This is a genomic window from Micromonospora sp. DSM 43699, from assembly GCF_055517075.1.
In genome coordinates this window covers 15,795-37,340 of sequence record NZ_JBTMMT010000022.1, presented here as the reverse complement: position 1 = coordinate 37,340, position 21,546 = coordinate 15,795, and the positions used below count along the sequence as shown (strand labels likewise).

The 21,546-nt window shown below is 75.0% G+C and carries 1 protein-coding gene; it reads left to right on the top strand.

The genetic code is table 11. The annotated features are described in order from the left end of the window. The first annotated feature begins 127 nt into the window (after positions 1 to 127). Positions 128 to 21,472, top strand: coding sequence for an SDR family NAD(P)-dependent oxidoreductase (locus tag AC0AIB_RS13890; RefSeq protein ID WP_465096791.1), 21,345 nt, complete (start codon positions 128 to 130; stop codon positions 21,470 to 21,472). Positions 21,473 to 21,546: the final 74 nt, after the last annotated feature.

Below are 21,546 nucleotides of genomic sequence, written 5' to 3'. Positions count from 1 at the left end.
CGACCGGTGACCCCACCGGTCGCCGCGAGGCCGCCGCGACCGGTCCCCCCTACCGGTCGCGGCGGCCTTGCCGTGATCGGGCGCCGCAAGCCGACACACCGAGCCGGGCGTCGAACCCGGAGACCTAGTGGAGCGTGCCATGAGCGAGTCCGTGAACCCCACCGGTGCCGAGCCCGACGCGCTGTCGGCACTGCGGCGGCGGCTGGACGGCCGCACGGCCGACGAGCAGGACCGGGCGCTCACCGCCCTGGTCCGGGAGCAGGCCCGCGACGTGCTGCGGACCGTGCTGCCGGACGGCCCGGACGCCGTCGAACCGGGCCGGCCCTTCCGCGACCTGGGCTTCGACTCGCTCGCCGCGGTCGAGCTGCACCGCCGGCTCACCGCCGCCACCGGCCTGGACCTGCCGGTCACGCTGGTCTTCGACCATCCGACGCCGCAGGCGGTCGGGCGGCTGCTGCGCACCCTGCTCGGCGGGGATGCCGCGCCCGCCCCGGCCGCCGCGCCGCTGCGCCGGGCCGACGACGACGAGCCGATCGCCGTGGTCGGTATCGGCTGCCGATACCCCGGGCACAGCGCCTCCGCCGACGACCTGTGGCGGCTGGTCTTCGAGGGCCGGCACGTCATCTCGGACTTCCCGACCGACCGGGGCTGGGACACCGACGGCCTCTTCGACCCGGACCCGGGCAAGCCGGGCAAGACCTACGTCCGCCAGGGCGGCTTCCTGGAGGGGGCGGCCGAGTTCGACGCGGACTTCTTCGGCATCAGCCCGCGCGAGGCGATGACGATGGACCCGCAGCAGCGGCTGGTGCTGGAGACCGCCTGGGAGGCGTTGGAGGACGCCGGCATCGACTCGGCGTCGCTGCGCGGCAGCCAGACCGGCGTCTTCATCGGCGCCGAGCCGCAGGAGTACGGCCCCCGGCTGCACGAGGCCCCGGAGGGTCTGGACGGCTACCTGCTCACCGGCAACGCGCCGAGCGTGGTGTCCGGCCGGCTCGCCTACACCTTCGGTTTCGAGGGTCCCACCCTGACCGTGGACACCGCCTGCTCGGGTTCCCTGGTCGCCCTGCACCTGGCCTGCCAGGCGGTCCAGCGCGGGGAGTGCACGACCGCGCTCGCCGGTGGGGTCGCGGTGATGGTGCACCCGGGCGCGTTCACCGCGTTCAGCCGGCAGCGGGGCCTCGCCCCGGACGGGCTGTGCAAGCCGTTCGCGGCGGCGGCCGACGGCACCGGCTGGGCCGAGGGCGTGGGCATCCTGGTGCTGGAGCGCCTCTCCGACGCCCGGCGCAACGGCCACCGGGTTCTCGGGGTGATCCGTGGGTCGGCGATCAACCAGGACGGCGCGTCCAACGGGTTGACCGCCCCGAACGGGCCGTCCCAGCAGCGGGTGATCCTGTCCGCCCTGGCCTCGGCCGGGCTGGCCGCCACCGACGTGGACATGGTCGAGGCGCACGGCACCGGCACCCGGCTCGGCGACCCGATCGAGGCGCAGGCGATCATCGCCACCTACGGCCGGGAACGCCCCGCCGACCGGCCGCTCTGGCTCGGCTCGCTGAAGTCCAACATCGGTCACTCGCAGGCCGCCGCCGGGGTGGCCGGGGTGATCAAGGTGCTGATGGCGATGAAGCACCGGGTGCTGCCGCGTACCCTGCACGTCGACGCGCCCACCCCCAACGTCGACTGGTCCGCCGGCACCGTCGCCCTGCTCACCGAGGCCCGCGAGTGGGCCGACCCGGGCCGGCCGCGCCGTGCCGGGGTCTCCTCGTTCGGGGTCAGCGGCACCAACGCGCACGTCATCGTCGAGGAGCCCCCGGCGGTCGACGACGAGGCGGTGCCCGAGGTGCCGCAGCTGCCCGGCGAGGTGCTGCCGGTGGTGTTCTCCGCCCGGGACGGGGCGGCGCTGCGGGACCAGGCCGCCGCGCTGCTCGCCACCGTGGACACCGGCGCGGACGCCCCGGAGCTGCGCGACGTCGCCTACTCGCTGGCGACCACCCGTACCGCGTTGGAGCACCGGGCGGTGCTGGTGGCCCGGGACCGGGCCGGCGTCGTGCGGGACCTGGCCACCCTCGCCGACGGCGGCACCGTGCCCGGCGTGGCCCTGGGCCAGGTCACCGGCGGTGGGCTCGGGTTCCTCTTCACCGGCCAGGGCAGCCAGCGGCTCGGTGTCGGCCGGCAGTTGTACGGCAGCCACCCCGTCTACGCCGCCGCCTTCGACGCCGCCTGCGGCTGGTTGGACCTGCAACTGGACGTGTCGCTCGCCGACGTCCTGTTCGCCGGGCCCGGCACCGCCGAGGCGGCCCTGCTCGACCAGACCGCCTACACCCAGTGCGCGCTGTTCGCCGTGGAGGTGGCCCAGTTCCGGCTGCTGGAATCCTGGGGGGTCCGGCCCGACCTGCTCGCCGGGCACTCGATCGGTGAGCTGGCCGCCGCCCACGTCGCCGGGGTGCTCTCCCTGGAGGACGCGGCGCTCCTGGTCGCCGCGCGCGGCCGGCTCATGCAGCAGCTTCCCGCCGAGGGCGTGATGGTCTCGGTGCAGGCCACCGAGGAGCAGGTCCGCCCGTTGCTCGTCGGCCGCGAGGCGCAGGTGGGCCTGGCGGCGGTGAACGGTCCGACCTCGGTGGTGGTCTCCGGTGCCGAGGACGCCGTGCAGGAGGTGGTCGCCGCCCTCGCCGCCGCCGGGCACAAGACGAAGCGGCTGAAGGTCAGCCACGCCTTCCACTCGCCGCTGATGACGCCGATGCTCGCCGAGTTCGGCCGGCTCGCCCACGTGCTCAGCTACCGTCCGCCGACCATCCCGGTCGTCTCCACGGTCACCGGTCGGCCGGTGCTCTCCGGTGAGCTCTGCGATCCCGAGTACTGGGTGCGGCACGTCCGCGACAGCGTCCGGTTCGCCGACGCGGTCCGGGTGATGGCCGACGAGGGGGTCGGCACCTTCCTCGAACTCGGGCCGACCGGTGTGCTCTCCGCGATGGGTCCGGCCTGCCTGGCCGAGGACGCCGACGCGGTCTTCACCCCGCTGCTGCGCGCCGACCAGGACGAGGAGACCGACGTCGTGGCCGCCGTCGCCCGCGCCCACGTGCGGGGGGTGCAGGTGGACTGGGCCGCGTTCTTCTCCGGGCGCGGCGCGCGCCGGGTGGCGCTGCCCACGTACCCGTTCCAGCGTCGCCGGTTCTGGATGGAATCCGGTGGGGGCAGCGCCGACGCGACCGGCTTCGGCCAGCTCGCCGCCGGGCACCCGCTGGTCGGTGCGGTCGTCGGCCTGGCCGGCGGCGACGGGGTGGTGCTCACCGGCCGGGTGTCGCTGCGTAGTCACCCGTGGCTGGCCGACCACACCATCTCCGGGGTGGCGCTGCTGCCCGGCACCGCCTTCGTCGAGCTGGCGGTCCGCGCCGGCGACCAGGTCGGCTGCTCGACAGTGGAGGAGCTGACCCTGGAGGCCCCGCTGGCGCTCGACGAGCGCGGCGTCGCCCTCCAGGTGGTCGTCGGCGCCGCCGACCCGGCCGGCCGCTACCCGGTGGCCGTCTACTCGCGCCCCGACGGGTCCGACCCGGACGATCAGCTCTGGACCCGGCACGTCAGCGGCTTCCTCGCCCCGGAGGCCGCCGACGCCTGGCAGCCGCTCACCCAGTGGCCGCCGCGCGACGCCCGCCCGGTCGACCTGGCCGGCGTCTACCCCGAACTGGCCGCGCAGGGTTACGGCTACGGCCCGGTCTTCCAGGGCCTCAAGGCCGTCTGGCGGCGCGGCCAGGAGGTGTACGCCGAGGTCGCGCTCCCCGCCGACAGCCGGGCCGACGCCGCCCGCTTCGGCCTGCACCCGGCGGTGCTGGACGCCGCCCTGCACGCCATCGACGCGGCCCGTCGGGGCGAACCCGCCGACGACGAGGTGCGCATCCCGTTCGCCTGGAACGACGTCACCCTGCACGCGGCCGGTGCCGCCGAGGTGCGGGTGCGGATCGCCCCCGCCGCCGGGGACAGCGTGTCGGTGACCCTCGCCGACGCCACCGGCGCACCTGTCGCCTCGGTGCGGTCGTTCGTCTCCCGACCGGTCTCCACCGCCCAGCTCACCGCCGCCCGGGGTGGTTACCACGAGCGGTTGTTCCGGTTGGAGTGGACGAAGCTCGGCCACCGGCCCGCCCCGGCGGGCACCCCGCGCTGGGTGGTGCTCGGCGACGAGCGGATCGGCGCGGCCACCCGGCACGCCGACCCGGCCGCGCTGGGTGCGGCGATCGACGCCGGCGCGACCGCCCCCGAGTGGGCGTTCGTCGGCGTCGCCACCGGTGACGTCCGGGCCGCCACCGCCGACGCGCTGGCGCTGCTGCAGCAGTGGCTGGCCGACGCGCGGCTGGCCGGCACCCGGCTGGTCTTCGTCAGCCGGGCCGACGACCTCGCCACCGAGGCGGTCTGGGGCCTGGTCCGGGCCGCGCAGACGGAGAACCCGGACCGGTTCGTCACCGTCCGGCTCACCGACGCCCCGACGCCGCTGCTGGCCGCCGCGTTGGCCACCGGGGAACCGGAGCTGCGGCTGCGCGACGGCGAGATCAGTGCGCCCCGCCTCGCCCGGGTCGCCACCACCCCGACCGCCACCGCCGTCGTCCCGGCGAGCGCCGACGCCGGCACGGCGGCCGGCACCACCACCGGCGTGAGCGACACCACCACCAGCGCCGCCGGCAGCCGTTGGCCGACCGACGGCACGGTGCTTGTCACCGGCGGCACCGGCGGGCTCGGGGCGCACGTGGCCCGGCACCTGGCCGGCAACCACGGCGTACGCCAGCTGTTGTTGACCAGCCGCAGTGGCCCGGCGGCGGCCGGCGTGCCGGCGCTGCGCGCGGAGCTGGAAGCGGCCGGCGCGAGTGTCGAGGTGGCCGCCTGCGACGCCGCCGACGCCGACGCGCTGGCCGCGCTGCTCGCCGGTATCCCGGCCGACCGGCCGCTGCGGGCGGTGGTGCATGCCGCCGGCATCGTCGACGACGCGACGATCGGTTCGCTCACCCCGGACCGGCTCGACGCGGTGCTGCAGGCCAAGCTGGACGGCGCGGTCAACCTCGACGCGCTGACCCGCGACGCCGACCTGACCGCGTTCGTGCTCTTCTCCTCGCTGGCCAGCCTGCTCGACTGCGCCGGCCAGGGCAACTACGCCGCCGCGAACGCCACCCTGAACGCGCTGGCCGTCGCCCGCCGGGCCGCCGGCCGGCCCGCCGTCGCGCTCACCTGGGGGCTGTGGACCGGCGACAGCGGGATGGGCGGCAAGCTGGACGCCGCCGCGCTGCACCGGATCGAGCGCTCCGGCATGCCCGGCCTCACCCCGGCGGAGAACCTGGCCCTGCTCGACGCGGCGCTCGGCGTCGACGAGCCGGTGCTCGCCCCGATCCGGGTCGACCTGGCCGCGCTGCGCGCCCGGCCGGACGGCGTGCCGGCGCTGCTGCGTGGCCTGGTGCCGCTGCCGGCGCGGCGCAGCGCCCAGGCGGCCGGCCCGGCGGACGCCATGCAGGGGCTGGCCCGGCAGTTCGCCGCGTTCAGCCCGGCCGAACGGGACCGGTTCACCCTCGACCTGGTCCGCGAGCACGTCGCCGCCGTGCTCGGGCACGACGGCGCGGACGCGATCGAGCCGCGCCGGGCCTTCAACGAGCTGGGCTTCGACTCGCTGGCCGCGGTCGAGCTGCGCAACCGGCTCAAGGCGGCCACCGGGCTGCGGTTGCCGGCGACCCTGGCGTTCGACTACCCGACCCCGGCGGCGCTCGCCGAGTTCGTGGTCTCCACCGTGCTGGGCACCGGCGCGGCCGTGACGGTGCCGGAGCTCGCGTCGGCATCCTTCACCCAGGAGCCGATCGCGATCGTCTCGATGAGCTGCCGTTTCCCCGGCGGGGTGGCCACCCCGGAGCAGCTCTGGGAACTGCTCGACAGTGGCACCGACGCGGTCTCCCCGTTCCCCGCCGACCGGGGCTGGGACCTGGTCGGCATGTACGACCCGGAGCCCGGCAAGCCCGGTAAGACGTACTCGATGGAGGGTGGTTTCCTCTACGACGCGGCCGACTTCGACGCGGACTTCTTCGGGATCAGCCCGCGTGAGGCGGTCGCGATGGACCCGCAGCAGCGGCTGATGCTGGAGACCTCGTGGGAGGTGCTGGAGCGGGCCGGGATCGACCCGACCTCGCTCAAGGGCAGCCCGACCGGCGTCTTCGCGGGCGTCATGTACCACGACTACGCGCTGCGGCTGCACCAGGTGCCCGACGACCTGGCCGGCTACCTGGGCAACGGCAGCCTGGCCAGCATCGTCTCCGGCCGGGTGGCCTACACCCTGGGGTTGGAGGGGCCGGCGGTGTCGATCGACACGGCGTGCTCGTCGTCGTTGGTGGCGATCCACCTGGCGGTGCAGGCCCTGCGGGCCGGGGAGTGCTCCCTGGCGCTGGCCGGTGGCGTCACCGTGATGTCCACGCCGGACACGTTCCTCGACTTCAGCCTCCAGCGTGGCCTGGCGAAGGACGGCCGGTCGAAGTCCTTCGCCGCCGGGGCCGACGGCACCGGCTGGGGCGAGGGTGCGGGCATGCTGCTGCTGGAGCGTCTCTCCGACGCCCGGGCCAACGGCCACCACGTGCTTGCGGTGATCCGGGGTTCGGCGACGAACCAGGATGGTGCGTCCAATGGTTTGACCGCGCCGAACGGTCCGTCGCAGCAGCGGGTGATCCGGCAGGCTCTTGCCTCCGCGGGTGGGATTCCGGCGACGGAGGTGGACGTGGTGGAGGCGCACGGCACCGGTACGGCGCTGGGTGACCCGATCGAGGCGCAGGCGTTGCTGGCGACCTATGGGCAGGATCGTTCCGGTGGCCAGCCGCTCTGGCTTGGGTCGATCAAGTCGAACATCGGGCATACCCAGGGTGCGGCGGGTGTGGCGGGTGTGATCAAGATGGTGTTGGCGATGCGTAACGATCTGTTGCCGCGGACGTTGCACGCCGAGGAGCCGTCGCCGCAGATCGACTGGTCGGCGGGGGAGGTGCGGCTGCTCACCGAGGCGCAGCGGTGGCCGGTGGTGGACCGGCCGCGTCGGGCGGGGGTGTCGTCGTTCGGCATCAGCGGCACCAACGCCCACGTCATCCTCGAACAGGCACCCCCGGTGGAGGAGCCCCCGCCGGCCGAGGTCGCCGCGACCGTCGTCCCGACGGTGCTGCCGTGGTTGCTGTCCGCACGGTCGGTGGAGGCGTTGCGGGCGCAGGCCGACCGGGTCGCCGGCACGGACGCGGACCTGGACGTGGCCTACTCGTTGGCCGTGACGCGGGCCGCGTTGGAGCGGCGGGCGGTCGTGGTGGCCGCGGCCGGCGAGGACGCGCTCCGCGCCCTGCGGTGTGTGGCGGAGGGGACCGACTCGACCGACGTGGTGTACGGGTCGCCGTCCGCCGGGAAGCTGGCCGTGCTGTTCACCGGCCAGGGCGCGCAGCGGCGGGGGATGGGCCGTGAGCTGGCGGCGGCGTACCCGGCGTTCGCGGAAGCCTTCGACCAGGTCTGCGCGGAGTTGGACGCGAAGCTCGACCGGCCGTTGCGGGAGGTGCTGTACGCCGAGCCCGACACCGCCGACGCCGCGCTGGTGGACCAGACCGTCTACAGCCAGGCGGCGTTGTTCGCCGTCGAGGTGGCGCTGTTCCGGTTGCTGGAGTCGTGGGGGGTCCGGCCCGACATGGTGGCCGGGCACTCGATCGGCGAGGTGACGGCCGCCCACGTGGCCGGGGTGTTGTCGCTGGCCGACGCGGCGACCCTGGTCACGGCGCGTGGCCGGTTGATGCAGTCGATGCGGCAGGACGGCGCGATGGTCGCCGTCGAGGCGTCCGAGGCGGAGGTACGGGCGGCGCTGGCCGGCCTGGAGGCGCAGGCGGGCATCGCGGCGGTCAACGGTCCCCGTGCCGTGGTCGTCTCCGGCGATGCCGACGTGGTGGAGTCGGTCGCGGCGGGCCTGCGGGAGCAGGGTCGGCGGACGAAGCGGTTGCGGGTGAGTCACGCGTTCCACTCGCCGCACATGGGGCCGATGCTGGCGGAGTTCCACGAGATCCTCACCGGGCTGGTCTTCGACAGGCCGCAGCTGCCCGTGGTGTCCAACGTGACAGGCGCGGTGGCGGATCCGGAGGAGTTGCGGGACCCGGGTTACTGGGTGCGGCACGTCCGGGAGGCGGTGCGGTTCGGCGACGGGGTGGCCGCCCTGGAGGCCGCCGGGGTCACCACCTTCCTGGAGGTCGGCCCGGACGCGGTGCTCACGGCGATGGGCCGGGACTGCGTGACCGACGAGGACGCGGTGGCCCTGGTGCCGGTCCTGCGGGCCGGCCGGGACGAGCCGACGACCCTGCTGACCGCCCTGGCGACCCTGCACACCCGGGGTGTCACGGTGGACTGGCGGGCCTGGTTCGCGCCCACCGGCGCCCGCAGCACCGCCCTGCCCACCTATCCCTTCCAGCGCCGCCGCTACTGGATCCACGCCACCACCGCGGCGACCGACGTGGCGTCGGTGGGCCTCGGGGCGGCGGGTCACCCGCTGTGGGGCGCGTCGGTGCCGATGGCCGAGTCGGGGGAGGTGCTGTTCACCGGCCGTTTCTCCGTGGACACCCACCCGTGGCTGGCCGACCACGCGGTCTCCGGCACCGTGCTGCTGCCCGGCACCGGCTTCGTCGAGCTCGTGCTGCACGCCGGTGGACACGTGGGCCTCGGGCACCTCGAGGAGCTGACCCTGCACGCCCCGCTGCTGCTGACCGAGCGCGACGCGGTGCAGGTCCAGCTGCTGATGACGGCCGGTGACGAGTCGGGCCGGCGTACCGTCACCGTGCACTCGCGTCCCGAGTACGCCGACCCGGACCTGCCGTGGACCCGGCACGCCACCGCCGTGCTCGCCGACACGCCTGCCGATCCCACCTTCGACCTGACCGCCTGGCCGCCGCCGGGCGCGGTGCCCGTGCCGGTGGAAGGGCTCTACGACGACCTGGTGGCGCAGGGGTACGAGTACGGTCCGGTCTTCCAGGGCGTACAGGCCGTCTGGCGGGCCGGCGAGACGGTGTACGCGGAGGTGTCGCTGCCGTCGGAGGCGCACGCCGACGCGGCGCGGTTCGGGCTGCACCCGGCGCTGCTCGACGCCGCGCTGCACGCGGTGGGGATCGGCGAGGAGGTGCCGGCGGACCGGCCGCCGTCGGTGCCGTTCGCCTGGACCGACGTGACACTGCACGCCGCCGGTGCGACCGCGCTGCGGGTCCGGGTCACTCCGGCGGGCGCGGAGGCGGTGGCCCTGCACCTGGCCGACCCGACGGGTGCGCCGGTGGCAGAGGTCGGTGCGTTGGTGTCCCGGCCGGTGCAGCTCGCCCCGGCGGGCGGCACCGACGGCAACCTCTACCGGGTCGACTGGATCCCGGTGCCGGTGGCCGCCGCCCCGGCCACCTCCTGGGCCTACCTGGAGGATCTCGCGGACGAGGCGCCGGAACTTGTCCTCACCCGCCTCACCGACCTGTCGACCACCCCGGACGCAGCGGTCCCCGCCGACGTCGAGTCGGCCTCGCGGGCCACCGCCGCTGCGGTGCTCGGGCTGCTCCAACGCTGGCTGGCCGACCCCCGGTCGACCGAATCCCGGCTGGTGGTGCTGACCAGTGGCGCGGCCGACGGGGTCACCGACCTGGTCCAGGCCCCGGTCTGGGGTCTGGTCCGGGCCGCGCAGGCGGAGAACCCCGGCCAGTTCGTGCTCGTCGACGCCGCCCCGGAGACGCCTGTCGACGACGTCGTCGCGGCGGTCGACACCGGCGAGCCGGAGCTGTCGCTGCGCGACGGGCAGGTACGCGTGCCACGGCTGGCCCGCGCCGCCACCGGCGACACCCCGTGGCGGGCGGCGGGCACGACCCTGGTGACCGGCGGCACGGGCATGCTGGGCGCGCTGGTCGCCCGGCACCTGGTCACCACGCACGGGATCCGTGACCTGGTGCTGGTCTCCCGCCGTGGGCCGGCCGCCCCGGGCGCCGGGGAGTTGCGCGAGGAACTGGCCGGTCTCGGCGCCGCCGTGGAGATCGTCGCGTGTGACCTGGCCGACCGGGATGCCGTCGCCGCCCTGCTGGACGGGATCCCCGGATTGACGACTGTGGTGCACACCACAGGTGTCCTCGACGACGGGTTGACGACCTCGCTGACCACTGCGCAGCTCGACGGCGTGTGGCGGGCGAAGGCCACCCCCGCCTGGCACCTGCACGAGTTGACCCGGGACCGGGACCTGTCGGCGTTCGTGCTGTTCTCCTCGGCCGCCGGTTGTGTGGACGGCTCCGGGCAGGGCAACTACGCCGCGGCGAACGTGTTCCTCGATGCCCTGGCCGAGCACCGGCGTGGGCTGGGCCTCCCGGCGACCTCGCTGGCGTGGGGGCTGTGGGCCGAGCGCAGCGGGATGACCGCGCACCTCGGTGAGGCCGACCTGGCCCGGATGGCCCGTTCCGGCATCCTGCCGATCAGCTCCGACCAGGGCCTGGCGTCACTGGACGCGACGGTCGCCACCGGGGAGCCGACGTTCGTGCCGATCCGACTGGACACCGCCGCGCTGCGCGCCCAGGGTCAACAGCTGCCTGCCCTGTTCCGGGGCCTGGTCCGGCTGCCGGCCCGGCGGGCCGCCGAGGCGGGGCCGACGCCGGTCGGCGGGTCGGCGCTGCAACGGAGACTGACCGGTCTGCCCGACGCCGAGCAGCGGCGTCTGCTGCTCGACCTGGTCCGGGTCGACGTGGCTGCGGTCCTCGGCCACGACAGCCCCGCCGGCGTGGAACCCGGCCGGGCGTTCCGGGAGATCGGCTTCGATTCGCTGGCCGCCGTGGAGCTGCGCAACCGGCTCAACACCGCCACCGGGCTGCGGCTGCCGGCCAGCCTGGTGTTCGACTACCCGAACCCGACCGCGCTCGCCGACTACCTGCACACCCGGCTGGTCGGCGCGGCCACCCCGGCCGCTCCCACCGTCGCCACGGTGATCGCCGACGACGAGCCCGTCGCCATCGTCGCGATGAGCTGCCGCTACCCCGGTGGCGTACGCACCCCCGAGGAGCTGTGGCAGTTGCTCGTCGAGGGCGACGACGCCATCACCCCGTTCCCCACCGACCGGGGCTGGGACCTCGACAACCTTTACGACCCGGAGCCCGGCAAGCCCGGCAAGACGTACTCGATGGAGGCCGGTTTCCTCTACGACGCGGCCGACTTCGACCCCGACTTCTTCGGGATCAGCCCGCGTGAGGCGGTCGCGATGGACCCGCAGCAGCGGCTGCTGCTGGAGACCTCGTGGGAGGTGCTGGAGCGGGCCGGCATCGACCCCACCTCGCTGCGCGGCAGCCTCACCGGCGTCTTCGCCGGCGTGATGTACCACGACTACGCCAGCCGGTTGCCGACGGTCCCCGAGGACCTGGTGGGTTACCTGGGCAACGGCAGCATGGCCAGCGTGGCCTCGGGCCGGATCTCGTACACCCTGGGGTTGGAGGGGCCGGCGGTGTCGATCGACACGGCGTGCTCGTCGTCGTTGGTGGCGATCCACCTGGCGGTGCAGGCCCTGCGGGCCGGGGAGTGCTCCCTGGCGCTGGCCGGCGGTGTCACCGTGATGTCCGCCCCGGACACGTTCGTCGAGTTCAGCCTCCAGCGCGGCCTCGCCGCCGACAGCCGGGTCAAGTCCTTCGCGGCCGGCGCCGACGGCACCGTGATGTCCGAGGGCGTCGGCATGCTCCTGCTGGAGCGTCTCTCCGACGCCGAACGCCACGGCCACCACGTGCTCGCCGTGATCCGGGGTTCGGCGATCAACCAGGATGGTGCGTCCAATGGTTTGACCGCGCCGAACGGTCCGTCGCAGCAGCGGGTGATCCGGCAGGCTCTTGCCTCCGCGGGTGGGATTCCGGCGACGGAGGTGGACGTGGTGGAGGCGCATGGCACCGGTACGGCGCTGGGTGACCCGATCGAGGCGCAGGCGTTGCTGGCGACCTATGGGCAGGATCGTTCCGGTGGCCAGCCGCTCTGGCTTGGGTCGATCAAGTCGAACATCGGGCATACCCAGGGTGCGGCGGGTGTGGCGGGTGTGATCAAGATGGTGTTGGCGATGCGTAACGATCTGTTGCCGCGGACGTTGCACGCCGAGGAGCCGTCGCCGCAGATCGACTGGTCGGCGGGGGAGGTGCGGCTGCTCACCGAGGCGCAGCGGTGGCCGGTGGTGGACCGGCCGCGTCGGGCGGGGGTGTCGTCGTTCGGCATCAGCGGCACCAACGCCCACGTCATCCTCGAACAGGCACCCCCGGTCGAGGAGTCGCCGGCCGACGCCCCCGAGCCGGAGATCCTGCCCTGGGTGCTGTCGGCCCGTACCGACCAGGCGCTGCGGGAGCAGGCCGCCCGGGTGGCCGCCGTCGCGGGCAGCGACACCGCCCGCCCGGGTGACCTCGCGTACGCGCTGGCGACCGGGCGGGCGCTGCTGGACAGGCGGACGGTGGTCGTCGGTGACCGGGCCGACTTCGTCGCCGGGGCCCGCGCGTTCGCCGAGGACGGCGTCGCCCCCGGTGTGCTCCGGGGTGGCACCGTCTTCGTCTTCCCCGGGCAGGGCTCGCAGTGGCTGGGCATGGCGGTGGAGTTGCTGGACTCGTCGCCGGTGTTCGCCGAGCGGATCGACGAGTGTGGCGCGGCGTTGTCCGAGTTCGTGCCGTGGCGGTTGACCGACGTGCTGCGGGGCGTCGAGGGCGCTCCGTCGACGGACCGGGTGGACGTGGTGCAGCCGGTGCTGTGGGCGGTGATGGTGTCGCTGGCGGGGCTGTGGCGTTCGTTCGGTGTGCAACCGGACGCGGTGATCGGCCACTCGCAGGGCGAGATCGCCGCCGCCGTGGTGTCGGGTGGTCTGTCGCTGCGGGACGGTGCCGCGGTGGTGGCACTGCGGAGCCTGGCGATCGCCGAGGATCTGGCGGGTCGCGGCGCGATGGCCTCCGTCGGTCTACCCGAGCGGGCGGCGACCGAGCGGCTGGCCGGCTACGCCGGGCGGATCTCCGTCGCCACCGTCAACGGCACCTCCTCCGTGGTCGTCTCCGGCGACCCCGACGCGGTGGACGACCTGGTCGCCACCCTCACCGCCGAGGGCCTGCGGGCCAAGCGGGTCAACGTCGACTACGCCTCGCACTCTGCCCAGGTCGAGCGGATCGAGCAGCGCCTGCTCGACGTCCTCGCCGGGATCACCCCCCGCGCCTCCCGCGTGCCGTTCTACTCGACGGTCACCGCCGGGGTGCTCGACACCACCGGGTTGGACGCCCGGTACTGGTACACGAACCTGCGGCAGACGGTGCGCTTCGAGGAGACCACCCGGGCCCTGCTCGCCGCAGGGATGCGGGTGTTCCTGGAGTGCAGCGCCCACCCGGTGCTGACCATGGGCGTCGAGGAGACCGCCGCCGACGCGGGCGTCGAGGTCGCCGCCGTCGGCTCGCTGCGTCGGGGCGAGGGGGGTCTGCGCCGGTGGCTGACCTCGCTGGGTGAGGCGTTCACCCGGGGCGTCGCGGTGGACTGGTCGCCGGTGCTGCCGGCGCGCCCCCGTGGCGAGGTGCCGCTGCCCACGTACCCGTTCCAGCGCCGCCGCTACTGGATCGACGCCATCGGCGGCAGCGCCGACCTCGCGTCCGCCGGACTCGGTTCCGCCGGCCACCCGCTGTGGGGCGCCGCGGTCGGCATGGCCGACTCGGGTGAGGTGCTGTTCACCGGGCGGATCTCCCTGGACACCCATCCGTGGCTGGCCGACCACGCCGTCAACGGCACGGTGCTGCTGCCCGGCACGGGCTTCGTCGAGCTGGTGCTGCACGCCGGTGACCACGCCGAGGTCGGCCACCTCGACGAGCTGACCATGCACGCCCCGCTGGTCCTGCCCGAGCGGGGTGCCGTCCAGGTGCAGCTCCTGCTGGGCGCTGCCGACGACGCCGGCCGACGCGCGGTCACGGTGCACTCCCGGCCGGAGCACACCGGGAACTGGATCCGGCACGCCACCGGCATGCTCTCCGCCGACCCCGCCGACCCCACGTTCGACCTGACGGCCTGGCCGCCGCCGGGTGCCGTGCCGGTGCCGACCGCCGGCCTGTACGACGACCTGGTGGCCCAGGGCTACGAGTACGGCCCGATGTTCCAGGGTGTGCAGGCTGCCTGGCGGGCCGGTGACGTGGTCTACGCCGAGGTGGCGTTGCCTGAGGAGGCACATGCCGAGGCGGGCCGGTTCGGTCTGCATCCGGCGTTGCTGGACGCCGCGCTCCAGGCGGTGGGGATCGGTGAGCCGGTGCCGGCCGGTCGGCCGCCGTACCTGCCGTTCGTGTGGACCGACGTGACCCTGCACGCCACCGGCGCCACCGCCCTGCGGGTCCGGATCACCGCCGCCGGGCCGGAGTCCGCCACCCTGCACCTCGCCGACCCCGACGGTGCCCCGGTTGCCGTCGTCGGCGCCCTCGTCTCCCGTCCGGTCCAGCTCACCGCCGCCGCTCCGACCGAGGGCGACCTCTACCGCGTCGACTGGACGACCGTCCCCACCGGCACCGCCACCGAGTCGTGGGGCTACCTCGGAGGGATCGGCTTCGGCGTCCCGGACGTGGTGCTCGCCCCGCTCACCCCGGCCGGTGACGACACCGATCCGGCCACCGCCGCCCAGCGGGCCACGGCCGAGACCCTGACCCTGCTCCAGTCCTGGCTCGCCGACCCGGCGCAGGCCGCCGCCCAGCTGGTGGTGATCACCCACGGTGCCGTCGACGGCGGCACCGACCTCGCCCACGCCCCGGTGTGGGGCCTGGTGCGGGCGGCACAGGCGGAGAATCCGGGTCAGTTCGTGCTGGTGGACGCGGATCCGGAGACTCCGGTGGAGGAGATCCTGGCCGCGGTGGGCACCGGTGAGCCGGAGCTGTCGCTGCGGGCCGGGCAGGTCCGGGTGCCGCGGCTGGTCCGGGCGACCGGCTCGGGTGCGGTCTGGCGGGCCGAGGGTCCGGTGCTGGTGACCGGTGGCACGGGTGTGCTGGGCGCGCTGGTGGCCCGGCACCTGGTTGCCGGCCACGGGGTCCGTGACCTGGTGCTGGTGTCGCGGCGTGGGTTGTCCGCCCCCGGGGCGGTGGAGCTGCGCGACGAGTTGACCGCCCTCGGCGCGGTCGTCGAGGTGGCCGCCTGCGACCTGGCCGACCGGGATGCCGTCGCCGCCCTGCTGGACGGCATACCCACGCTGAGCGCGGTGGTGCACACCACAGGTGTGCTGGACGACGGGCTGCTGGCCAGCCTGACGCCGGCGCAGCTCGACTCGGTCTGGCGGGCCAAGGCCACCTCGGCCTGGCACCTGCACGACCTCACCCGCGACCGGGAGCTGTCCGCGTTCGTGCTGTTCTCCTCCGCCGCCGGGGTGATCGACGGGGCCGGGCAGGGCAACTATGCCGCCGCCAACGTCTTCGTCGACGCCCTCGCCGTGCACCGGCGGGCGCTCGGGCTACCGGCGGTCTCGCTGGCCTGGGGATTCTGGGAGCAGCGCAGCGGGATGACCGCACACCTCGGGGAGGCGGACGTGGCCCGGATGGCCCGTTCCGGCGTCCTGCCGATCGGCTCGGATCAGGGCCTGGCCCTGCTCGACGCGGCGGTCGCCGACGGTGGGCCGGTGCTGGTGCCGATCCGGTTGGACACCGCCGCGCTGCGGGCCCAGGGCGCGCAGTTGCCGGCGCTGTTCCGGGGGCTGGTCCGACTGCCCGCCCGCCGGGCGGCGGCCACCGGGTCCGCCCCGGTCACCGGGTCCGGACTCCAGCGGCAGCTCGCCACCCTCGGCCCGGACGACCAGCACCGGGTGCTGCTCGACCTGGTCCGGGCCAGCGTCGCGGCGGTCCTCGGCCACGACAGCGGCAGCGCCGTCGAGCCGACCCGGGCGTTCAAGGAACTCGGGTTCGACTCGCTCGCGGCCGTCGAGCTGCGCAACCGGCTGAACACCGCCACCGGGCTGCGGTTGCCCGCCACCCTGGTCTTCGACTACCCGAACCCCGGCGCGCTCGCCGACCACCTGCACCACACCATCGTCGGCGGCCCGGTCGACGTCCGGCCGGCCGACGCACCCCGCCCGGTGGCCGACGAGCCGATCGCCATCGTCGCGATGAGTTGCCGCTTCCCCGGTGGTGTCCGCAGCCCGGAGGACCTGTGGCAGTTGCTGCTCGACGGGTCGGACGCCATCTCGCCGTTCCCCACCGACCGGGGCTGGGACCTGGACGGTCTCTACGACCCGGAGCCCGGCAAGCCCGGCCGGACGTACTCGATGGAGGGTGGTTTCCTCTACGACGCGGCCGACTTCGACCCGGACTTCTTCGGGATCGGCCCGCGTGAGGCGACGGCGATGGACCCGCAGCAGCGGCTGCTGCTGGAGAGCTCGTGGGAGGCGCTGGAGCGGGCGGGCATCGACCCGCTGTCGCTCAAGGGCAGCGCGACAGGCGTCTTCACGGGGGTCATGTACCACGACTACGGCAGCCGGCTGCCGTCCGTACCGGACGAACTGGCCGGTTACCTGAGCAACGGCAGCATGTCCAGCGTCGCGTCCGGCCGGATCTCGTACACCCTGGGGCTGGAGGGGCCGGCGGTCAGTGTCGACACCGCCTGCTCGTCGTCGCTGGTCGCCATCCACCTGGCCGTGCAGGCGCTGCGGTCGGGGGAGTGCTCGCTGGCGTTGGCGGGTGGGGTGACGGTGATGTCCACCCCGGCCACCTTCGTCGAGTTCAGCCTGCAGCGCGGGCTCTCCGCCGCCGGCCGGTGCAGCTCCTTCGCGGCCGGTGCGGACGGCACGGCGATGTCCGAGGGCGTCGGGATGTTGCTGTTGGAGCGGCTCTCCGACGCCGAGCGGCACGGTCACCGCGTGCTGGCGGTGGTCCGCGGCTCGGCGGTCAACCAGGACGGCGCGTCCAACGGGTTGACCGCCCCGAACGGCCCCTCGCAGCAGCGGGTGATCCGGCAGGCGTTGGCCGCCGCGAACGTCCCCGCCGACCAGGTGGACCTGGTGGAGGCGCACGGGACCGGCACCACCCTGGGCGACCCGATCGAGGCGCAGGCGTTGCTGGCGACCTACGGTCAGGGCCGGGCGGCGGACCGTCCGTTGTGGCTCGGTTCGGTGAAATCGAACATCGGCCACACCCAGGGCGCGGCCGGGGTGGCCGGGGTGATCAAGACGGTGTTGGCGATGCGCAACGATCTGTTGCCGCGGACGTTGCACGCCGAGGAGCCGTCGCCGCAGATCGACTGGTCGGCGGGGGAGGTGCGGCTGCTCACCGAGGCGCAGCGGTGGCCGGTGGTGGACCGGCCGCGTCGGGCGGGGGTGTCGTCGTTCGGCATCAGCGGCACCAACGCCCACGTCATCCTCGAACAGGCACCCCCGGCACCGGACGCGCCGGTCGAGACCGCCGCGACGGTCACCCCGCCGGTGTTGCCGTGGCTACTCTCCGCCCGTTCCGAGGAGGCGTTGCGGGCCCAGGCCGGCCTGGTCGCCGACACCGGCGCCGGCCTCGACGTGGCCTACTCCCTGGCCACCACCCGGGCGGCCCTGGAACGCCGGGCCGTCGTGGTCGCCGCCGCGGGGCAGGACGCGGTCCGCGCCCTGCGGGAGGTCGCCCAGGGCGGCGACCCCGCCGAGGTGGTCCGGGGTACGCCGTCCGCCGGCAAGCTGGCCATGATCTTCACCGGTCAGGGTGCCCAGCGCCTCGGCATGGGTCGCGAGCTGGCCGCCGCGTACCCGCTCTTCGCCGAGGCCTTCGCGGAGGTCAGCGCGTACCTGGAGGCGAAGCTCGACCGCCCGCTGCGCGAGGTGCTCTACACCGAGCCGGACGTGGCCGACGCGGCGCTGCTCGACCAGACCGTCTACAGCCAGAGCGCGCTGTTCGCCATCGAGGTGGCGTTGTTCCGGCTGCTCGACTCGTGGGGGATCCGGCCCGACCTGGTCGCCGGACACTCCATCGGCGAGGTCGCCGCGGCCCACGTCGCCGGGGTGCTGTCGCTGGCCGACGCCGCCACCCTGGTCACCGCGCGGGGCCGACTGATGCAGAGCATGCGCGAGGACGGCGCGATGGTGGCCGTCGAGGCGTCCGAGGCGGAGGTGAGCCGGGAGCTGGCCGGACGCGAGGCGGAGCTGGGTATCGCCGCGGTCAACGGGCCGCACGCGGTGGTGATCTCCGGTGACCACGACGCCGTGGGTACGCTCGCCGACGGTTGGCGGGCCAGGGGACGCCGGACCAAGCGGCTGCGGGTCAGCCACGCGTTCCACTCCCCGCACATGGAGCCGATGCTTGCCGAGTTCCACCGGATTCTCTCCGGTCTGACCTTCGCACCGCCGAGGGTGCCGGTGGTCTCCAACCTGACCGGCCGACTCGCCGACCCCGACGAGATCTGCGACCCCGGCTACTGGGTGCGGCACGTCCGGGAGGCGGTCCGGTTCGGCGACGGCATCACCACCCTGGAGGCTGCCGGCGTCACCACGTTCCTGGAGGTCGGTCCGGACGCGGTGCTCACCGCGATGGGCCGGGACTGCGTCATCGACACCGACCGGGTCGCCCTGGTGCCGGTGCTGCGGGGCGGACGGGAGGAGGTGGCGACCCTGCTGACCGCCGTCGCCACCCTGCACACCAGGGGTGTCCCGGTGGACTGGCGGGCCTGGTTCGCGCCCACCGGCGCCCGGGTCACCGACCTGCCGACGTACCCGTTCCAGCGTCGCCGGCTCTGGCTGGACGCCCCGGCGGACGGCGGCGACGTGTCCGGCCTCGGCCAACGCCCGGCCGCCCACCCGCTGCTCGGCGCGGTGGTCGGGTTGGCCGACGCCGACGGCACCGTGCTGACCGGCCGGCTCTCGCTGCGTACCCACCCGTGGCTGGCCGACCACGCCCTCGCCGGGACGGTGCTGCTGCCCGGCACGGCGTTCGTGGAGCTTGCCGTGCGCGCCGGCGACCAGGTCGGCTGCGCCCTGGTGGAGGAGTTGACGCTGGAGTCCCCGCTGACCGTCCCGGCCCGGGGCGGTGTGGATCTCCAGGTGGTGGTGGGGTCGTCCGACGAGACGGGACGCTGCCCGGTCACCGTGCACTCGCGGCCGGAGGGCGGCGTCGACGGCTGGACCCGGCACGCCACAGGCGTACTGGCCCCGGCGGCGTCCACCGCACCCGCCGGTGCCGCCGGCGAAGCCTGGCCGCCGGCCGGGTCGACCCCGGTCGACCTGGCCGGGCGCTACGACCGGCTGGCCGATGCCGGCTACCACTACGGGCCGCTGTTCCAGGGGCTGCGGGCCGCCTGGCGGCACGGCGACGAGGTGTACGCCGAGGTGGCGCTCCCCGAGGACGCCTGGTCCTCGGCCGGGCGGTTCGGCCTGCACCCGGCGCTCTTCGACGCCGTGCTGCACGCCCTCGACCTGGCCGAGGCGGACCGGCCCGACGACGGCCGGCTCGAGGTGCCGTTCGCCTGGCGCGGTGTCGCCCTGCACGCCACCGGTGCGACGGCGCTGCGGGTACGGCTGACCCGGACCGGCCCGGAGGAGGTCGGCATCGAGCTCGCCGACGCCGACGGCGCCCCGGTCGCCTCGGTCGCCGCACTCGTGGTCCGGCCGCTCGCGGCCGACCAGCTCGACGCGGCACGTACCGCCCACCGTTCCGCGCTGTACAAGGTCGTCTGGACCCCGGTGCCGACCCCGGACACCGGGCCGGCCGACCGTACGGTGGTGCTCGGCGACACCGACCTCGGCCTCGGGGTGCCCCGCCATCCCGACCTCGCCGCGCTCGCGGCCGACGTCGAGCGGACCGGTGTCGCGCCGCAGACCGTCGTGGTGCCCTGGCGGGCGGCGTCGGACTCGACGGTGCCGGCCACCACCGTGGCACTGGACCTGCTCCAGCGGTGGTTCGCCGACGACCGGTTCGCCGGTGCCCGGCTGGTCCTGGTGACCACCCGGGCGGTCGCCACCGGCGACGGCGAGGACGTGCCCCGGCCGGTGGACGCCACGGTCTGGGGCCTGGTCCGGGCCGCCCAGGAGGAGAATCCGGGCCGGTTGGTCCTGGTCGACGTCGACGGCGCGGACCCGGCCGGGCTACGCGCGGCGCTCGCCGCCGGTGCCGAGCCACAACTCGCGGTACGCCCCGTCGGGCTGCTCGCCCCCCGGCTGGCGCCGCTGCCGGTGCCCGCCGACGAACTGCCCGCCCGCCCGGATCCGGACGGCACCGTGCTGGTCACCGGCGGCACCGGTGGGCTGGGCCGCCTCGTCGCCGAGCACGTCGTGACCCGGCACGGGGTACGGCGGCTGCTGCTGGTCAGCCGGCGTGGTCCGGCCGCGCCCGGGGTGGACGAGCTGGTCGCCCGACTGTCGGCGGCCGGTGCGGAGGTGACGGTGGCCGCCTGCGATCTGGCCGACCGGTCGGCGGTGGCGGACCTGCTCGACGGGGTGCCCGCCGCGCACCCGCTCACCGGGGTGATCCACACGGCCGGTGTGCTCGACGACGCCCTGCTGCCCGCGCTGACCCCCGAGCGGCTGGCGGCGGTCCTGGCTCCCAAGGCGGAGGCCGCACGTCACCTGCACGAACTCACCCTGCACCTGCCGTTGCGCTGGTTCGTCCTGTTCTCCTCGGCGGCGGCCACGTTGGGCGGCGCCGGCCAGGCCAACTACACCGCCGCCAACGCCTACCTGGACGCCCTGGCCCAGCACCGTCGGGCGCACGGGCTGGCCGGCACCTCGTTGGCCTGGGGCCTGTGGGCCGAGTCGGGCAGTGGGATGACCGGTCGCCTGGGCGAGGCGGACCTCCGCCGGATGGCCAGGTCCGGGGTGACCGCCCTGTCCACCGTGGACGCGCTGGCGTTGTTCGACGCGACCACCCACCCGACCCCCGCCCTGGCGCTCCCGGTGCGTCTCGACCTGGCCGCTATCCGTTCCCGGGCCGAGGGGGTGCCGCCGTTGCTGCGCGGCCTGGTGCGCGCCCCGGCGCGGCGTACGGCGGGCGGCACGGTGGCCGGGGAGCAGCCCCTTGCCGACCGGCTCGCCGGCCTGCCGCCGGAGGAAGCCGACCGGCTGGTCACCGAGCTGGTCCGGGGCCAGGCGGCCGAGGTGCTCGGGCACGCCAGTCCGCACGTCGTCGAGATGGGCAAGGGCTTCCTGGAGCTGGGCTTCGACTCCCTGGCGGCCGTGGAGTTCCGCAACGGCCTCGGCGCCGCCACCGGCCTGCGGCTGTCCGCGACGCTCATCTACGACCACCCGAGCCCGGCGGCGGTGGCCCGGTTCGTGCGCACGGAGCTGACCGGTGACCTGCCGGCCGCCCCGTCGATCGAGGCCGAGCTGGCCCGGTTGGAGGCACTGCTGGACGGCACGGTGCCGGACGACGCGGAGCGGAGCCGGATCACCGTCCGGCTCCAGGCGTTGGTGTCCCGCTGGAACACGGCGTACGGGACGGCCAGCGTGGAGCCGGCCGCCCGGGACCTGGCGTCGGTGTCCGCCGACGAACTGTTCGACATCCTCGACGACGAGTTGGAGGCGTCGGACTGACCTTCACCGTCGGACCCGAGGTCCGTCGACGTGCACGGCTGTCGGCGGACCTCGGGCTTCCTCCCCGGGGAAGG